This window comes from Shinella sp. (genome assembly GCF_052438155.1).
Lineage (GTDB): Bacteria > Pseudomonadota > Alphaproteobacteria > Rhizobiales > Rhizobiaceae > Shinella.
Genome location: NZ_JBQVPI010000001.1, coordinates 351,931 through 368,308, shown reverse-complemented (window position 1 = coordinate 368,308; position 16,378 = coordinate 351,931). Strand labels below are relative to the sequence as shown.

The 16,378-nt window shown below is 63.8% G+C and carries 16 protein-coding genes; 3 read left to right on the top strand and 13 right to left on the bottom strand.

Features of this window, described 5'->3' with window-relative positions:
* Nucleotides 1-81: 81 nt before the first annotated feature.
* From ACT6VE_RS01755 to ACT6VE_RS01735, 5 genes are all read right to left on the bottom strand, one after another.
* Nucleotides 82-429: a GFA family protein gene (locus ACT6VE_RS01755; RefSeq protein ID WP_444796900.1), complete on the bottom strand. Its 348-nt coding sequence runs from the start codon at nt 427-429 to the stop codon at nt 82-84.
* 13 nt (nt 430-442) lie between these two features.
* Nucleotides 443-1,480: an L-threonine 3-dehydrogenase gene (gene tdh, locus ACT6VE_RS01750; protein WP_444796899.1), complete on the bottom strand. Its 1,038-nt coding sequence runs from the start codon at nt 1,478-1,480 to the stop codon at nt 443-445.
* A 33-nt stretch (nt 1,481-1,513) separates the two neighbouring features.
* Nucleotides 1,514-2,701, bottom strand: coding sequence for a glycine C-acetyltransferase (locus ACT6VE_RS01745; protein ID WP_444796898.1), 1,188 nt, complete (start codon nt 2,699-2,701; stop codon nt 1,514-1,516).
* A 37-nt stretch (nt 2,702-2,738) separates the two neighbouring features.
* Nucleotides 2,739-3,194, bottom strand: coding sequence for a GFA family protein (locus ACT6VE_RS01740; protein ID WP_444796897.1), 456 nt, complete (start codon nt 3,192-3,194; stop codon nt 2,739-2,741).
* 127 nt (nt 3,195-3,321) lie between these two features.
* The gene (locus ACT6VE_RS01735) at nt 3,322-4,050 is read right to left on the bottom strand and encodes a class I SAM-dependent methyltransferase (protein WP_444796896.1); all 729 of its coding nucleotides are present in this window, start codon (nt 4,048-4,050) and stop codon (nt 3,322-3,324) included.
* Between the two features lie 115 nt (nt 4,051-4,165).
* On the opposite strand from ACT6VE_RS01735, the gene ACT6VE_RS01730 reads away from it, so the two are divergent.
* Nucleotides 4,166-4,936, top strand: a complete 771-nt coding sequence (locus ACT6VE_RS01730; protein WP_444796895.1) for an SDR family oxidoreductase — start codon at nt 4,166-4,168, stop codon at nt 4,934-4,936.
* A 21-nt stretch (nt 4,937-4,957) separates the two neighbouring features.
* On the opposite strand, the gene ACT6VE_RS01725 is transcribed toward ACT6VE_RS01730, so the two are convergent.
* From ACT6VE_RS01725 to recQ, 3 genes are all read right to left on the bottom strand, one after another.
* Entirely contained in the window at nt 4,958-5,170 is a 213-nt protein-coding gene (locus tag ACT6VE_RS01725) for a hypothetical protein (protein ID WP_444796894.1), read from the bottom strand.
* Nucleotides 5,171-5,234: 64 nt separating this feature from the next.
* Nucleotides 5,235-5,711 (bottom strand): VOC family protein, encoded by a 477-nt coding sequence (locus tag ACT6VE_RS01720; RefSeq protein ID WP_444796893.1) that lies wholly within the window; start codon nt 5,709-5,711, stop codon nt 5,235-5,237.
* 74 nt (nt 5,712-5,785) lie between these two features.
* Nucleotides 5,786-7,651, bottom strand: a complete 1,866-nt coding sequence (recQ, locus tag ACT6VE_RS01715) for a DNA helicase RecQ (protein ID WP_444797434.1) — start codon at nt 7,649-7,651, stop codon at nt 5,786-5,788.
* A gap of 141 nt (nt 7,652-7,792) precedes the next feature.
* Between recQ and ACT6VE_RS01710 the strand changes: the two genes are divergently transcribed.
* On the top strand, nt 7,793-8,176 hold the full coding sequence (locus ACT6VE_RS01710; RefSeq protein WP_444797433.1) for a VOC family protein: 384 nt from the start codon (nt 7,793-7,795) through the stop codon (nt 8,174-8,176).
* A 51-nt stretch (nt 8,177-8,227) separates the two neighbouring features.
* On the opposite strand, the gene dnaG is transcribed toward ACT6VE_RS01710, so the two are convergent.
* From dnaG to ACT6VE_RS01695, 3 genes are all read right to left on the bottom strand, one after another.
* Nucleotides 8,228-10,195 carry a DNA primase gene (dnaG, locus tag ACT6VE_RS01705; RefSeq protein ID WP_444796892.1) on the bottom strand — a complete coding sequence of 656 codons (1,968 nt, stop codon included), beginning with the start codon at nt 10,193-10,195 and terminating at the stop codon, nt 8,228-8,230.
* An 87-nt stretch (nt 10,196-10,282) separates the two neighbouring features.
* Nucleotides 10,283-10,615 (bottom strand): hypothetical protein, encoded by a 333-nt coding sequence (locus tag ACT6VE_RS01700; RefSeq protein ID WP_444797432.1) that lies wholly within the window; start codon nt 10,613-10,615, stop codon nt 10,283-10,285.
* A gap of 244 nt (nt 10,616-10,859) precedes the next feature.
* Nucleotides 10,860-11,309: a GatB/YqeY domain-containing protein gene (locus ACT6VE_RS01695; RefSeq protein ID WP_444796891.1), complete on the bottom strand. Its 450-nt coding sequence runs from the start codon at nt 11,307-11,309 to the stop codon at nt 10,860-10,862.
* 322 nt (nt 11,310-11,631) lie between these two features.
* Between ACT6VE_RS01695 and carA the strand changes: the two genes are divergently transcribed.
* On the top strand, nt 11,632-12,840 hold the full coding sequence (gene carA / locus ACT6VE_RS01690) for a glutamine-hydrolyzing carbamoyl-phosphate synthase small subunit (RefSeq protein ID WP_444796890.1): 1,209 nt from the start codon (nt 11,632-11,634) through the stop codon (nt 12,838-12,840).
* 735 nt (nt 12,841-13,575) lie between these two features.
* Here carA and ACT6VE_RS01685 read toward each other — a convergent pair.
* Both ACT6VE_RS01685 and ACT6VE_RS01680 read right to left on the bottom strand, forming a co-directional pair.
* On the bottom strand, nt 13,576-14,961 hold the full coding sequence (locus tag ACT6VE_RS01685; protein WP_444796889.1) for an MATE family efflux transporter: 1,386 nt from the start codon (nt 14,959-14,961) through the stop codon (nt 13,576-13,578).
* Between the two features lie 151 nt (nt 14,962-15,112).
* Nucleotides 15,113-16,366: a TCR/Tet family MFS transporter gene (locus ACT6VE_RS01680; RefSeq protein ID WP_444796888.1), complete on the bottom strand. Its 1,254-nt coding sequence runs from the start codon at nt 16,364-16,366 to the stop codon at nt 15,113-15,115.
* Between the last annotated feature and the right edge of the window lie 12 nt (nt 16,367-16,378).

The following is a 16,378-nucleotide window of genomic DNA, read 5'->3' as shown; positions in this document are numbered from 1 at the left end:
TAGGCGCAAATCCCGAAAAGACAAGAGCCTCCGTCTTCGCCCCGCCATTCCCCCGCGCGCACCGATTCGCACGCCAGAGTTTCAAAACGACTTTCCATCGACCTTGGTGATGATCAATGTCTCAAGATCGATCGCCGGAAGGCAGCGCAGATTGATCGCCGCCACACTGTTTCCCTTCGGATCCTTGCCCTCACCGTAGGGCGCGATGCCGCAATTGGCGCAGAAGTGGTGCTCGATAACGTGACGGTTGAACTGGTAGGTGGAGACGTTCTCTTTGGGCGTCGTCAGCGTGAATTTTTCCGCAGGCACGAAGGCAAGAAGGCCGCCGCGCCGACGACACAGGGAACAGTTGCAGTCGAGCCCGCTATCGAACTCGCCCTCGACCTCAAAGGCGATATTGCCGCAATGGCAACTTCCTTCGTATTTCATACCATATCTCCTCTCAGTGCCAGTCCATGACGACCTTGCCGGAATTGCCCGAGCGCATCGCCTCGAAGCCGTCGCGGAACTCGTCGATCTTGATGCGGTGGGTGATGATGGGCGAGAGGTCCAGCCCGCCCTGCACGAAGGCGATCATCTTGTACCAGGTCTCGAACATTTCCCGGCCATAGATGCCCTTCAGCGTCAGCATCTTGAAGATCACCTTGTTCCAGTCGATGCCGAAACCATCTGGCGCGATGCCCAGAATGGCGATCTTGCCGCCATTGTTCATCGCGTCGATCATCGAGCGGAAGGCCGGCGGCGCGCCGGACATTTCCAGGCCAACGTCGAACCCTTCCGTCATGCCGATCTCGGTCATCACTTCGGCCAGATCCTGCTTCGATGCATCGACGACATAATCGATACCGACCTTGCGGGCGAGATCGAGGCGAACGGGATTGATGTCGGTGATGACGACCTTTCGCGCTCCGGAGCGTTTTGCGACCATCGCCCCCATGATGCCGATCGGTCCTGCGCCGGTGACGAGCACGTCCTCGCCCACCAGATCGAAGGAGAGCGCGGTGTGCACGGCATTGCCGAACGGGTCGAAGATCGCCGCCACCTCGTCCGGCACCTCGTCGGGGATCGGCACGACATTGTGCTCGGGAATGCAGACGAACTCGCCGAAGGAGCCCGGCCGGTTGACGCCGACACCCTTGGTGTAGTGGCACAGATGCCCACGGCCGGCCCGGCAGTTGCGGCACTTGCCGCAGACGATATGCCCCTCGCCCGAGACGCGCTCGCCGACATGGTACTTGGTGACCGACGAGCCGATCTCGGCAATCTCACCGACGAACTCATGGCCGACCACCATCGGCACCGGAATGGTCTTCTGGGCCCAATGATCCCAGTTCCAGATATGCACGTCCGTGCCGCAGATCGCCGACTTCTTCACCCGGATCAAGACATCGTTCGGCCCGACCTCCGGCACCGGAACGGTCTCCATCCAGAGGCCGACTTCAGGTTTCGCTTTAACCAGCGCACGCATCATGTTCGACATGACGAAATCTCCACAAGGGATTCAGAGGATTCTTTAAATGACGCCCAGCTCGCGTCCGACATCGGCGAAAACTTGAATCGCTTTGCGAACATCCGCCTCGCTGTGCGCCGCCGACATCTGGGTGCGGATACGTGCCTGGCCGCGCGGCACGACGGGGAAGGAAAAGCCGACGACGTAGACGCCCTTGGTCAACATGCGCGACGCCATTTCCTGCGCGAGCGTGGCATCGCCCAGCATGACCGGAATGATCGCATGCCCCTCGCCCGCCAGGGTAAAGCCTAGCTTCGTCATCTCCGTGCGGAACAGGTCCGCATTGGCATAGAGACGCTGGCGCAGCGCGTCACCGTTGTCGATCAGGTCGAAGACCTTCAGTGAAGCGGCCGCGATGACCGGGGCGAGCGTGTTGGAGAAGAGATAGGGCCGCGAGCGCTGGCGCAGCCATTCCACCACCTCACGCTTGCCCGACGTATAGCCGCCGGACGCGCCACCGAGCGCCTTGCCGAGCGTGCCGGTGATGATATCGACGCGGCCTTCAACGCCGCAATGTTCGGCCGAGCCCCGGCCGTGTTTTCCGACGAAGCCGACCGCATGGCTGTCGTCGACCATGACCATGGCGCCGTATTTTTCGGCAAGGTCGCAGACACCCTGCAGGTTGGCGATGATGCCATCCATCGAGAAGACGCCGTCCGTGGCGATCATCTTGAAGCGCGAGCCTTCCGCCTTCTTCAGTTCCTCCTCCAGAGCCGTCATGTCGTTGTTGGCATAGCGGAAGCGCTTCGCCTTGGAGAGCCGCACGCCGTCGATGATCGAGGCGTGATTCAGCGCATCCGAAATGATGGCATCCTCTTCGGACAGCAGCGTCTCGAAGAGGCCGCCATTTGCGTCGAAGCAGGAGGAATAGAGGATGGTGTCTTCCAACCCAAGAAAGGCCGAGATGCGGGCTTCGAGCTGCTTGTGCTCCTCCTGCGTGCCACAGATGAAACGCACCGAGGCCATGCCGTAGCCGTAGCGGTCCAGCGCCGCCTTGCCGGCCTCAGCCAGCTCCTCATTGTCGGCAAGACCAAGATAGTTGTTGGCGCAAAAATTCAACACGCGCTCGCCCGAGGCGACGGCGATCTCACCGGCCTGCTTGGAGGTGATGACGCGCTCGGACTTGTAGAGACCGGCGGACTTAAGGCCGTCGAGTTCGGATTGCAGATGGGCGACGAAGGCGGAGGTCATGGGCGCGCACTCATAGCTTTAAGAAAGGTTCGACGGTTCAGGCGACGCTCGCCGCATAGCCGGCCATCAGCGTTTCAAAATCCTCCATCGGCGGGAATTTTTCATAGCTGTGCGCGGCAGGCGTCGTCGCCCATTCGAGTTTTTCGCTCGTATAGGTCTCGACGAAGGGACTGTACCAGCCGGTATCGTCGAGCATGGTCGGCCGGACATTGACGAAGAAATCGAGCCCGGCCGGCCGGGTGAACATCCAGGTCATGCAATCCGGGCAGAAATGATGGCCCGCTTCCGGGCTCGCGCCGGCCACGACGGGCTCACCCTCGATCACCGCAAACCCGTCCGTCGGGATCGCCGCGCTCAGCGAATAGGCGCTGCCCGACATGCGCTGGCAACCGGTGCAATGACAGGCCATGGTGATCATCGGCGGCGCGCTGATGCGGATTTTCACGCGTCCGCAACGGCAGGCGCCATCAAGTGGCAGTGTCAGTCTTGTCATGGCCTCGGCTCCCCTTCCGATAACGCCGGCTTGTCTTTTTGATCGTGCTGCCGGCGAGTGGCTCTATGGAGCATAGTTCTAGCGCAGCCGGAGGCCGCGTAAAGGCCCCGTCCGCTCTTTTGCCCGTTTACGGACGATCGCAGGCAATCAGCAGGAACATCGGCCGATTCAGTTCCACCTGCCATTCCGGATGGTCCGCAAGCTGCGCCTCGCTGGGCCGCCATTCCTCCACATGGCGGATGACAAAACCCGCTCCAATCAGCGCATTCAACGTCGTGCCGAGCATGCGGTGATACTTGACGACACCCTTGGCAAGCCAGTCCGTCGTGCGCGGCCCTTCCACGAGGTAGTTATCCACCGGCCAGACCGTCGTGTCGCCGACCTCGGCCCAATCGGGCTTCGACGGCGCCATGTAGATCGGATGCTCGATGGTGAAGACGAAGGACGAGCCCGGCACCAGCGCCGCGTGGATGCTGCGCACCAGCCGGTCGAAATCCGCGACATAATGGAAGGCGAGCGACGAATAGGCGAAATCGAAGCCGCCCGGCGGCAGGTCCAGCCGATCGAGATCGGCAATCTCGTAGCGCACGGCGGGCGACGCCGTCTCCGCCTTCGCCCGGGCGATCATGTTTTCCGAAAGGTCGAGGCCCAGCACGCTCGCCGCCCCTTCCGCCGCCGCATGGCGCGCGAACCAGCCGAAACCGCAGCCGAGATCGACGATGCGCTTGCCCGCAAGATCGGGCAGCAGCGCGCGCACCGATTCCCATTCCGCAGCCCCCGCGAGCCCGTGAACCGAGCGGGGCAGGCTGCTGTAGCCCTCGAAGAAGGCGGGCTGATCGTAGATATTCTGAGCCATGGGAAGAGTCCTTTCTAGGCGGACATAGCGCCTTTTCGCCGGAGGGCAAACCCCGCCCGGCAGGGTTGACAGATGCGCTCCGCCGCTATCCGGTGGCCTCCCGAAAGGACGCATCATGACAATACTGGACAGGTTTTCCCAAAAAGGCCGCGTGGCGCTCGTCACCGGCGGCGGACGCGGCCTCGGCTTCGAGATCGCCAGGGCGCTGGCGGAAGCCGGCGCGCATGTCGTGGTGACGGGCCGCACGGCCGCGACGCTCGACGACGCCGTGGCGAAGATCATTGCCCTTGGCGGAAGCGCGTCGGCAGCCGCCTTCGACATCGCCGATCGCCCGGCCCAGCGCGCGGCGCTCGCCGACATCGAGCGCCGGCACGGTAGGCTCGACGTGCTGGTCAACAATGTCGGCGCGCGTGACCGCCGCCCTCTGGCCGAGATGGACGACGAGGCAATCGACGACCTCATCCGCACCGACCTTGCCGCCGCCGTCAGCCTGTCGCGCGATGCGGCTGCCTTGATGAAACGCAACGGCCACGGCCGGCTGATCGCCATCACCTCGATCGGCGGGCAGGTCGCCATGCCGAACGACGGCGTCTACCCCGCCGCCAAGCAGGGCCTCACCGGCCTGATGCGCAGCATGGCCGTGGAATACGCCCCCCATGGCATTACCAGCAATGCCATCGCCCCCGGCTGGTTCGCGACGGAAACCAACGCAGCCCTCGCCGCCAACGATGACCTGATGCCCTTCGTGCGCCAGCGCATCCCCGTCCAGCGCTGGGCCCGCCCCGACGAAATCGCCGGCGCCGCCGTGTTCCTGGCAAGCGACGCGGCCTCCTTCGTCAACGGCCATGTGCTGGTGGTCGATGGCGGGATGACGGTCAGGATGTAGGCCGAGTGACCCTTCTGACCATCAGTGGAAAAACTGCGCGGCGATCGACGGAGAGCTGAGGAACCCGCCGACCAAAGATCCCACGAAGCCCATCGCAACGGCACCGGCGAGACCATGGCTCTCCCAGCCGGCCGCGGCACCGATTGCCGTGCCGAGCACAATCGTGAAAACACCCCAGATGATACGAAGGGTCCGAAGAGGTTCTGCCTTCGGCTTTGTTTTGGCATTCGGCACGGCAGATGCTCGCCTTTGAGGGTCCTTCCCCGACATGGGGAGCAATGCACGTGCCGCCAAGCCCCTACCCTGCGGCCGCGGCAGCGGCCTCCAGCCCTGCAATATCCAGCTTCACCATCTTCAGCATCGCCTCGGTGACGCGCTTGACCTTCGCCTGGTCCGGATCGTTCATCAGCTCGCCGAGCCGTGTCGGCGCAATCTGCCAGGAGAGGCCCCAGCGATCCTTCAGCCAGCCGCACTGCTCCACCGCGCCACCTTCCTTCAAGGCATCCCACAGCCGGTCGAGATCGCCCTGCGTTTCGCATTCGACCATGATGGAAAAGCTGTGGTTGAACGGGTCGAGTGGCCCCGCCTCGATCGCCATGTAGCGCTGGTCGCCGAGCGTGAAGCTTGCGACCTTGACGCTGCCGGGCGGGCCGCTCGGCGTTTCCGCCAGCAGCGGTGAAATCCACTGAACGGATGAGCCCGGAATGAGCGACGTATAGAAGCCGATGGCGGCTTCCATGTCCTTTTCGAACCAGAGATGCTGGGTGACTTTCATCGTGGCGTCCTCCTTGCTGAACAGACACAAGGACGAACGACGGATAAACGTTCCGACAGGACGGATGAAAAAACCTAGCCGGCGAAGTCCTCGATGACGGCGAGGAAGGCATCGCCGAACCGGTCGCGCTTCGAGAGGCCGATGCCGGGAATGTCCAGAAGTTCCTCGCGGTCGCGCGGCCGCTCCTTGGCAAGCGCGATCAGGGTCGTATCCGGGAAGACGACATAGGGTGGCACATCGAGGTCCTTGGCGATGGTAAGGCGCTCGGCGCGCAACGCCTCGAAGAGCTCGCGATCGGAGCCGGTGAGGTTCGAACGCTCGCGGGCGGCGGGCGAATTGCCGGCTTTCGCCTTGCGTCCCGTCTGCGGCCGGTCCTTGCGGAAGAAAACCTCGCGCTCGCGGCGGAAGACGGCGCGCGCGTCCGGCTCCAGCTTCAGGGCCCCATAGGCCGCGTGATCGACGCTGATCAGCCCCATGGACAGCAATTGCCGGAAGATCGACTGCCAGATGCGGGGCGGCACATCGCTGCCCACCCCGAACACCGGCAGGCCGGTATGACCGAAACGCTCCGTCTTTTCATTCACTGCCCCCTGCAGCACATCGATGACATGGGCCGCGCCGAACCGCTCGCCCGTACGGTAGACTGCGGCGAGCGCCTTGATGGCGGCTTCGCTGCCATCCCAGGTCTCAACCGGGTTGCGGCAGGTATCGCAATTGCCACACTGGCCGGCGTGGGATTCGCCGAAATGGGCGAGGATCGCCTTGCGGCGGCAGCCCGCCGTCTCGCAGATGGCGAGCAACGACATCAGCTTGGCGCGTTCAACACGCTTGATCTCGTCGGCTGCATTGCCCTCGTCGATCATCTTGCGGCGCTGAACGACATCCGCCATGCCGTAAGCCATCCAGACCTCGGACGGCAGGCCATCACGCCCGGCGCGGCCGGTCTCCTGATAATAGGCCTCCACCGAACCCGGCAGGTCGAGATGGGCGACGTAGCGCACATCCGGCTTGTCGATGCCCATGCCGAAAGCGACGGTCGCGACGAGACAGAGGTTTTCCTCCTTCAGGAACGCATCCTGGTTGGCGTCGCGCACCGAGCGGTCGAACCCGGCATGATAGGGCAGCGCACGAATGCCCTGCGTGTTCAGCCACTCCGCCGTGTCCTCCACCTTGGCGCGCGACAGGCAATAGACGATGCCGCTCGCTCCCTGGTGGCGCGACAGGAAACGCAGCAATTGCTGGCGTGCCTGATCGCGCTCGGCGATCTCGTAGGAAATGTTCGGCCGGTCGAAGCTGGTGGAGAAGACCTCGGCGTCCTGAAGTCCCAGGCGCTCGATGATGTCCTCACGGGTGTGTGGATCCGCCGTCGCCGTCAGTGCCACGCGCGGCACGCCGGGATAGCGTTCACTCAGCATGCCAAGCGTGCGATATTCCGGCCGGAAATCGTGGCCCCATTGCGAAACGCAATGGGCCTCGTCGATGGCGAAGAGCGCGATACGGGCATCGGCGACGAGTTCGGCAAAGCCCTCCGTGACGATGCGCTCCGGCGTCACGTAAAGCATGTCGAGATCGCCCGTGCGCATCGCATCGCGCACCGCGAAATATTCCTCGCGGGAGAGCGACGAATTGAGCGCCGCCGCCTTGACGCCAAGTTGCTTCAAGGCCTCCACCTGGTCGCGCATCAAGGCGATGAGCGGCGAGATGACGATGCCCACACCCTCGCGGCAGAGTGCCGGGATCTGGAAGCACAGCGATTTTCCCGCGCCCGTCGGGAACAGCACGACGGCATCCCCGCCGGCCGTCACGCGCTCGATCACCGCCTGCTGCTTGCCGCGGAAGGCATCATAGCCATAGACGCGCTTCAGCACGTCGAGGGGGCGCGCCGACGGCGCATCGAACAGGGCGGCAACAGGGCTGGCTGGTCTGGTCTGGGTCATCATGAACACGTTCTTATCTCCATTCGGCCAGGCATGGGACCCTCGGCAACCGCTCCACAGGCAACTTTCACCCTTCCTCCATAATGTTCTTGATTTGTTCCGATTTCAAGATAAAGTTGCATGCCATGAGGAAGGAGAACGATGATGGATCTCTATGCGACACTCGGCACATCCGACGCCGCGGCGACGACAGCATTCTACGATGCGGTGCTCTCGACGATCGGCTGGGCGGTCCGGTCCGACTTCCCGGGATGGCGCGGCTACACCCAGGGCGGCGGCGAAAAAGGCTTCACGCTCTGGCTTTGCACGCCCTTCAACGGCGAGCCGGCAAGTGCCGGGAACGGCACGATGATCGGTTTTCCGGCTGTGTCGCGGGACGAGGTGCACGCCTTCCACGCGGCAGCACTCGCCCATGGCGGAACGGATGACGGCGCCCCTGGCCCCCGCCCGCAATACGGGCCGGACTGGTACTCCGCCTATGCGCGCGATCCTTCGGGCAACAAGCTGTCGATCGTCTTCAACGGTTGACGGCGGGCGGGCGCACCGGATGCCGGAATTTTTTGGCGGCGTGCCCTGATTCTAACGCGCCGCAGGCCCCTTCACCCGACCGGAAAGCACACCAAAACCTTCGATGATCGCCTCCTGGTTCTCCAGGCGCACGGTCTCCTGTTGCACCTCCTGTAGCGCACGAAGAATCTGCGGCACCCGTTCGCCGTCGCCCTCTTCGGTCGAGACGGCGAGTTCCCGTTCCAGCTCGCGGCGCTGCCAGAGTAGCGCGCGGGTGCGCTTGTGCAGTGCCAGCGCCTGCAGGTAGCCTTCGCGGGCATCCTCGGGGGCTGCTTCCACCGTCGCGGTCCACAGGCGGGAATTGCGGACCTGCTGTTCGAGGGTTTTCAGCACCGTATCGAAGCCGGCGGCCTCCAGTTCCTCGATCAACCGGTCACGCTCAAGCCGGGCGCCAATGGCACCGGCAATGCCGATGAGCGCCGACCAGAGCCTTTGCAGGTCGCGGTTTTCATATTCAATGATGGCGATTTCGTCATAGTCGCTGAAGAGCAGGCCGGGATGGTTGACGACGGTGAGCGCCAGAACGCTTTCACGCAGTGCCGGCAGCTCCTGCGCGCCGCGCACCAGCGCCGAACGCATCAATCGATCGGAAACGCCGGTAGGCGCGGCATTGCCCTGCGGCGCATTGCGCGCGCCACCCTTGCCCTGCCGGTTGCCGGAAAAATTGCCGCTGCCCTGCCGCTGGACGGGACGGAAAAAGGTGTTCAACCGGTCGCGCATGTTCTGCTGGTAGTGCCGGCGCACGTCCTCGTCGGCTATCACGGCGGTCACCTGGCGCAGGCGCGCTTCCAGCGCCGCGCGACTTTCCGGCGTGTCGAAATTCACGCCCTGAACCTCGCGGCTCCAGATCATCTCCGCGAGTGGCCGGGCGCTGGCCATCACCTTGTCGAAAGGCGCGCGGCCCTCGTGGCGCACCAGATCGTCCGGGTCCTTGCCGTCAGGCAGCAATGCGAAGCGCACGGTACGCTCCGGCTTGATGAACGGCAGCGCGAGATCGGCGGCGCGGTTCGCCGCTCGGATACCCGCGCCATCCCCGTCGAAGCAGAGCACCGGCTCCGGCGTCATCTTCCACAGCAGTTCGAGCTGGTTTTCCGTGAGCGCCGTGCCGAGCGGCGCAACGGCATTCTCGATGCCCACCTGATGGAGCGCGATCACGTCCATATAACCTTCGACGGCGATGATCGTGCCGGGACCATCCGCGCCCTGCGCACCCTTGCGGGCGCGCGCATGGTTGTAGAGCACGCCCCCTTTGTGGAAGAGTTCAGTCTCGTTGGAATTCAGATACTTCGCTGGCGCATCCGGCGACATGGCGCGGCCGCCGAAGGCGATGACCTTTTCCCGGATCGACAGGATCGGGAACATGATGCGGTCGCGAAAGCGGTCATAGGAGACCGGGATCTCCGGTCCGTGCACGACGAGGCCGCACGCCTCGATCGCCTCCTTCGGCACACCCTTGCCGGCGAGGTGCTCCTTCAGCGCATTGCGGCTCTCCGGCGCAAAACCGAGCCGGAACGTCTCGATGGTGCGCCCCGTCAGCCCACGGTCGCGCAGATAGGCGCGCGCCTTGGCGCCGGCTGGTGTCTGCAGGTGGTCCTCGAAGAAACGCGTGGCCATATCCATGACCTCGACGAGACCCATGCGCTCCTTCTCGCGCTGCTCGGCCTGCGGGTCCGGTTGCGGCATGGCGACGCCGGCCATGTCGGCGATCTGCTGCACCGCCTCCGGGAAGGCCAGCCCGTCGAGATCGGTCAGGAAGCGGAAATGATCGCCGGAAACGCCGCAGCCGAAACAATGGTAGCGGCCCTTGCGATCCTCGCAGTGGAAGCTCGGCGACTTTTCGCCGTGGAACGGGCAGCACGCCCAATAGTCGCCGCGCGAGACATTGGTCTTGCGGCGGTCCCAGGTCACACGCTTGCCGATCACGTCCGAAATGGAAACGCGGTCACGGATCTCGTCTAGGAAGGCGTTGGAAAAGCGCATGGGTACCTCGGTCAAGGTTCATATAACCATGCCGATGCCCCGCCGCCAGCAATAGTCGGTCACCCACAGCAATTCACAGGCTGCGCGTCAAAATCCCATGTCCGGCACGTAGAAGCAGCGCGGCGTATCCTCCGTCGGGTAGAGGCAAAGGTGGTACTCGCCATCCTGCGAGCGGCGGACGGTATTCTGCGGCAGGCGAAAGATATGACTGCGCGTGGCGAGCCGGTGGTCGCCGGGCGCCAGCGTCACCTGATAGCCGCCCGTGATGATGCGTACGGTCGTCGCGGGTATCGTCTGGCAGTCGCCATTGTGGCTGTTGCCGTTGCAGCAGAACTGCGCGTACTGCCAGCCACTCGCCGCGTCGTGCGCGCGTGCCGGTCCGACGAAGGCTAGCATGGCAAGGGGAAGGAAGGACAACACACGCATCGGCTCGGCCTCCGTTTGACGAAAACGGCCACCGGGCGTCAACGCACAAACATAGCCGGCGGCACAGCATGCACTTCGCCGGGGCGGGCCGATGCGCGATCATCGCTGCACCGTCGGGCTCCTGTTCTTTCCGTATAACTGCGCTCTTGGCTTTTGGTTCCCGTAGCTGCACGGGATGCGTGTTCAAACAGAAAGGGCGGCCGAAGCCGCCCTTTCGTTCAAACCTGTCGCCACCGGATTACTTCAGCAGGTCCTTCACCACGCCGGAGGCCTTGGCGAAATCCATCTGGCCGGGATAACGCTCCTTCAACACGGCCATGACCTTGCCCATGTCGCGCAGGCCCTGCGCGCCAATCTCGGAGATGGCGGCGGCAATCAGGTCCTTCATCTTGTCCTCGGAAATCTGCTCGGGCAGGAAATCCTCGATGACCTTGATTTCTGCACGCTCCTGCGCCGCGAGTTCCGGACGACCGTTGTCGCCGAAGATCTTTGCCGATTCTTCGCGCTGCTTGATCATCTTGGCGAGGATCTGCAACACTTCGTCGTCCTCGACGGGGCCCTTGCCCGCGCCGCGGTTGGCAATGTCGCAGTCCTTCAGCTTGGCCTGGATCAGGCGCAGCGTAGAAACACGGCAGGCGTCCTTGGCCTTGAGTGCATCCTTGAGGGAATTTGCGAAGTTCTCGCGCATCATTTTCTCCATGGGAGGCCGCCGGCGCCGGTGCGCGGCGAGGCCTCGATCATCGTTCGATTGTGCATGCTCATAGACCGGCAAGGGGTCAAACCGCAAACGGATTGCGTAAGCAATTGAATTTCAACGCTTTATAATTCCACGCAATCCACAGGCGGCGGTTGACCCCGTCATCCGCTTTGTCTATTTTCCGGCACCTGCACGAAATTTGGCAATCAGGGCGAACCAACGCGGGTTTCCGCGCGCCCTTGCCTGCGACCTCAAATGGTGCCTGGCGGCGACGTTTTCAAGCCTCACGCCCGGTGCCGGAAACGGGATGAATATGACCTCGACCCCCGCATGGACCACCGAAAAGCCGACCGCCCTTCTCGTCCTCGCCGACGGCACGGTGATCGAAGGCAAGGGCATTGGCGCCACCGGCAAGGTGACCGCGGAAGTCTGCTTCAACACGGCGCTGACCGGCTACCAGGAAATCCTGACCGACCCCTCCTATCTCGGCCAGATCGTCACCTTCACCTTCCCGCATATCGGCAATATCGGCGCCAATGACGAGGACATCGAAGACCTGACACCCGCCGCGCGCCACGGCGCCGTCGGCACGATCTTCAAGGCCGACATCACCGAGCCGTCGAACTACCGCGCCACGAAGCACCTCGACGCCTGGCTGAAGGCCCGCGGCATCATCGGCCTCTCCGGCATCGACACGCGCGCGCTGACCGCCTGGATCCGCGAAAACGGCGCGCCGAACGCGGTGATCGCCCACGACCCGAACGGCGTCTTCGACATCGAGACATTGAAGGCGGAAGCCAAAGCCTGGAGCGGCCTCGTCGGCCTCGACCTCGCCAAGGTCGCCTCCTCCGGCCAGTCCTCGCGCTGGAGCGAAAAGCCGTGGGTATGGAACGAGGGCGCCGAAGACCTCGCGGACGCCGACGTGAAATACCACATCGTCGCGCTCGACTACGGCGTGAAGCGCAACATCCTGCGCCTCTTCGCCGGCCTCGGCTGCAAGGTCACCGTCATGCCGGCAACGACCAGCGCCGAAGAGGTGCTGGCCCAGAAGCCGGACGGCATCTTCCTCTCCAACGGCCCGGGCGACCCGGCCGCCACCGGCGAATATGCCGTGCCGGTCATCAAGACGCTGATCGAAACGGACATCCCGGTCTTCGGCATCTGCCTCGGCCACCAGATGCTCGGCCTCGCTGTCGGCGCGACCACCGAAAAGATGCACCAGGGCCATCACGGCGCAAACCATCCGGTGAAGGACCACACGACCGGCAAGGTCGAGATCGTCTCGATGAACCACGGCTTCGCCGTCGCCTCCTCCTCGCTGCCCGCTGGCGTGGAAGAAACCCATATCTCGCTGTTCGACGGCTCGAACTGCGGCCTGCGCCTCACCGGCAAGCCGGTCTTCTCCGTGCAGCACCACCCGGAAGCCTCCCCCGGCCCGCAGGACAGCCACTACCTCTTCCGCCGCTTCATCAACCTGGTGCGCGAGAAGAAGGGCGAAGAGGCTATTCCAGAGCGGGCGTAAAAGCCCCGGCACAATTGAAGGCCCCGGACAATGTCCGGGGCCTTCTGGTTTTGGCGGCCGAGTGATCCAACAGCGCTAACCCCATTCAACAAAGGAACAACGAGCACCCCTGTTGTTTGTGGGCGGCCGTTGCAATCCACGCCCCCGAGGGAGCAACCATGCCAGGCATGTCTTCGCCGAGGCTTTCGAAGGTTTCAATCCATGCCCCCGTGAGGGAGCGACGGTTTCGTTTCCTACAGGCAGGACCAGAAGGCGAAGTTTCAATCCACGCCCCGTGAGGGAGCGACTGGCTGCGTCGCGCGGAGGATTTCCGTTCCGATTTGTTTCAATCCACGCCCCCGTGAGGGAGCGACCCGGCTCTGGCGGCGCCGGGGAGCTACTGTCGTGGGTTTCAATCCACGCCCCCGTGAGGGAGCGACGTCCGTTTCCTGATCGCCACCATCGACATCCAGAAGTTTCAATCCACGCCCCCGGAGGGAGCGACACCCAGCCAGATGACAGGTCAGTATTCATCGACATGTTTCAATCCACGCCCCCGTGAGGGAGCGACGGCCTACCTGTAACATCTTTGGCCATCACACGAAAACAGAGCGGCAGTGCGAACCGTCGGCGAATACGGGCCGGAGGTAACGCCTGTTGGCGCGTCGTTTGACAAAAAGACCGAGAATCAACCGGTTGCGGACGTGCGAACCGGCCGGGCTTTTCCGGCACGCTTCCGGTCCGCACCATGGTGGCTCATGCAGGGCGACCGCCGGTTTTCTGCCGGACGAGCCGGTAGAAACGCCAGTTGAGCAGGACAGAGGCGGCGGAGAGGCCGGCGAGGAAGCCGAACCAGACGCCGATGCCGCCAAAGCCGGCCGGGAAGGCGAAGAACCAGGCGGCGAGGAAGCCGATCGGCCAGTAGGAGATCAGCGCCAGGATCATCGGGATGCGGGTATCCTTCAGGCCGCGCAGCAGGCCGGCGGCAATCGCCTGCAGGCCATCGACGAGCTGGAAGAGGCCGGCGATCACCACGAAGGGGCCGGCGATAGCGAGCACCGCAGCAGAATCCGTGCCCGCCTTGTCGAGGAAGATGGAGGCGAGCGTCGTCGGAATTGCGGCGAAGAGGACGCCGCCGCCGACCGCGATGATCGCGGCAACGATGAGCACGGCCCAGGCGGCACGCATGATGCCGAGATGATCACCCCGGCCATACGCCACACCGACACGCACCGTACCGGCCTGCGCCAGGCCGAGCGGGATCATGAAGGCGACGGAGGCGAGCTGCAACGCTATACCGTGGGCGGCAAGCTCCAGCGTGCCGATATTGCCCATCAGCAGCGAGGCCCCGGTGAAGAGGCTGACCTCTGCCAGCATGGTCAAGCCGATCGGCAGGCCGAGATGGACGACCTCGCGAAAAGCTTGCCAGTCCGGCCGCCAGAAGCGCACGAAGAGTTCATGGCGGCGCATATCGGCGCGCGACTGGATATAGGCGGTGATGAGCAGGAAGCTCAGCACGTTGACGACGACGGAGGCGATGGCCGCCCCGTCCATGCCCATGGCCGGGAGGCCGAAATGGCCGAGCACCAGGGCATAGGCGAGGACGGCGTTGATCGTCAGGATGGTAATCGTGACATAGAGCACGATGCCGGCCCGGCCATGCGCGCTGACGAGGCCACGCAGCGTCATGAACAGCAGCGCCGGGCCTATGCCCCATTGCGCGATCTTCAGGTAGCTGCCGGCAAGGGCTGCCACTTCGGGTTTCTGGCCGGCATAGAGCAGGATGTTTTCCGCACTGTAGAACAGCGGGATCATTAGCACCGAATAGATCAGCACCACCCACATGCCCATGCGCACGGAGCGGCGCACCGAAACGGTGTCGCCCCGGCCATAGGCCTGCGCCACCATGGGCATGACGGCATTGGCGAAGCCCGAACCAAGGATGAAGATGGTGAAGAAGAACTGGCTCGACAGCACGATCGCCGCCAGGTGCGCAGCACCCAGCCGGCCGAGGATGACCACGTCCGTCGTATGAATGCCGAGCTGGGCGAGCTGCGCGCCGATCAGCGGCACGCCAAGCGTGAAGGTCGCCTTGAAATGGGCGCCCCAGCTGTTGTCCTCGCGATGCATTGCGATGTGCATGATAATTCTCACTTTCGCGTTGCTTCGGATCACATGTTCCGGTCGCGATCAATCGAATAGATTTGATGTTTTCATCAAAACTGCGCGAAACCGGGCATTTGCTGCCCGCCTCCGGCAAAAATTTCGTCAAAACGTCACGTTTGAAAGCGCTTCAGGCGTTTTCCGGCGCCAAACTCTCCGTCGGGCCGGCGCCGGCGCCGCGCAGCTTCACCGCGAAGATCGCGAGACCGACGAGAAGGATCACCGCGGCGAGCGCGTAAGGCGCACCGGCGAAAACCACCGGCGCCTGTGGCCCGGTGAAGTGGCTGAACACCTGCGTGAAGATCAGCGGCCCGATGATCGTGGTGAAGCTGGAAACGCTGGTAAGCGCGCCCTGCAACTCGCCCTGGGCCGACGGCGGCACGCGAGCCGAGGCGATGGAGCGCAACGGCGGGTCCGCAAGGCTTTCCAATGCCGTGCATGCGATCACGACATAGACCATCCAGCCCTGCCAGGCCGCACTGTAGCCGGCAAGGCCCAGCATGGAGAAGGAAAGGCCGAGCACGGCCGTGCGGTACTCGCCGAGCCTCGGCACGACGCGCGGCAGCACGAACGCCATGACGATGGCGCCGCCGATGCCGAAAACGCCAAGCGACAGCCCGATCTGCCCCTCGCTCCAGCCGTAGCGGAACGCGGCGACGAAGGGCCAGACGGAGGGATAGACTGCGTGCGCCAGCCAATAACAGAAGAAGACGAGGCCGATCCACAGCACGCCGGGATAGTTGCGCATCTGGAGAAGCGCGCCGAGCGGATTGGCGCGGGAAAACTCGAAGCCGCGGCGGTTGGCGGGTTCCAGGCTCTCCGGCAGCAGAAACCAGGCCGCAACGAAATTGAGGAAGGCAAGCGCTGCCGCGCCGTAAAACGGGATGCGTGGCCCGAGCTCGCCAAGCAGGCCGCCTATCACCGGCCCGAGCGCGAAGCCCGTGCCGAAGGCGATGCCCATCAGTCCGAAATTTTTCGCGCGGGTTTCATCGGTCGAGACGTCGGCGATGTAGGCAGCCGCTGTGCCGAAGCTCGCGCCGCTGATGCCCGCCAGCACCCGGCCGACGAAGAGCATCCAGTAGCTCGTCGCGAGCGCACAGATGAGGTTGTCGATGGCGAAGGTGAGAATGCAGGCGAGCAGCACCGGCCGCCGGCCGAAACGATCGGACAGGTTGCCGATGAACGGCGCAAACAGGAACTGCATGCCGGCATAGACGAGCAGCAGCCATCCACCGTCGATCGCCGCCTCGCTGATGGTGTCGCCGGTGAGTTCGCGCAGATAGGTCGGCAGAACCGGCATGATGATGGCGATGCCGATCACATCGAGGAACATGATCATGAAGACGAGAAAGAGCCCGCGCCGGGTGGTCCTGGCATCGATCATGGTATGCCCTCT

Coding starts and splice junctions, on each gene's coding strand:
- ACT6VE_RS01755 (WP_444796900.1), bottom strand. CDS start 429: ATGAAATACGAAGGAAGTTGCCATTGCGGCAATATCGCCTTTGAGGTC.
- tdh (WP_444796899.1), bottom strand. CDS start 1,480: ATGTCGAACATGATGCGTGCGCTGGTTAAAGCGAAACCTGAAGTCGGC.
- ACT6VE_RS01745 (WP_444796898.1), bottom strand. CDS start 2,701: ATGACCTCCGCCTTCGTCGCCCATCTGCAATCCGAACTCGACGGCCTT.
- ACT6VE_RS01740 (WP_444796897.1), bottom strand. CDS start 3,194: ATGACAAGACTGACACTGCCACTTGATGGCGCCTGCCGTTGCGGACGC.
- ACT6VE_RS01735 (WP_444796896.1), bottom strand. CDS start 4,050: ATGGCTCAGAATATCTACGATCAGCCCGCCTTCTTCGAGGGCTACAGC.
- ACT6VE_RS01730 (WP_444796895.1), top strand. CDS start 4,166: ATGACAATACTGGACAGGTTTTCCCAAAAAGGCCGCGTGGCGCTCGTC.
- ACT6VE_RS01720 (WP_444796893.1), bottom strand. CDS start 5,711: ATGAAAGTCACCCAGCATCTCTGGTTCGAAAAGGACATGGAAGCCGCC.
- recQ (WP_444797434.1), bottom strand. CDS start 7,651: ATGATGACCCAGACCAGACCAGCCAGCCCTGTTGCCGCCCTGTTCGAT.
- ACT6VE_RS01710 (WP_444797433.1), top strand. CDS start 7,793: ATGGATCTCTATGCGACACTCGGCACATCCGACGCCGCGGCGACGACA.
- dnaG (WP_444796892.1), bottom strand. CDS start 10,195: ATGCGCTTTTCCAACGCCTTCCTAGACGAGATCCGTGACCGCGTTTCC.
- ACT6VE_RS01695 (WP_444796891.1), bottom strand. CDS start 11,309: ATGCGCGAGAACTTCGCAAATTCCCTCAAGGATGCACTCAAGGCCAAG.
- carA (WP_444796890.1), top strand. CDS start 11,632: ATGACCTCGACCCCCGCATGGACCACCGAAAAGCCGACCGCCCTTCTC.
- ACT6VE_RS01685 (WP_444796889.1), bottom strand. CDS start 14,961: ATGCACATCGCAATGCATCGCGAGGACAACAGCTGGGGCGCCCATTTC.
- ACT6VE_RS01680 (WP_444796888.1), bottom strand. CDS start 16,366: ATGATCGATGCCAGGACCACCCGGCGCGGGCTCTTTCTCGTCTTCATG.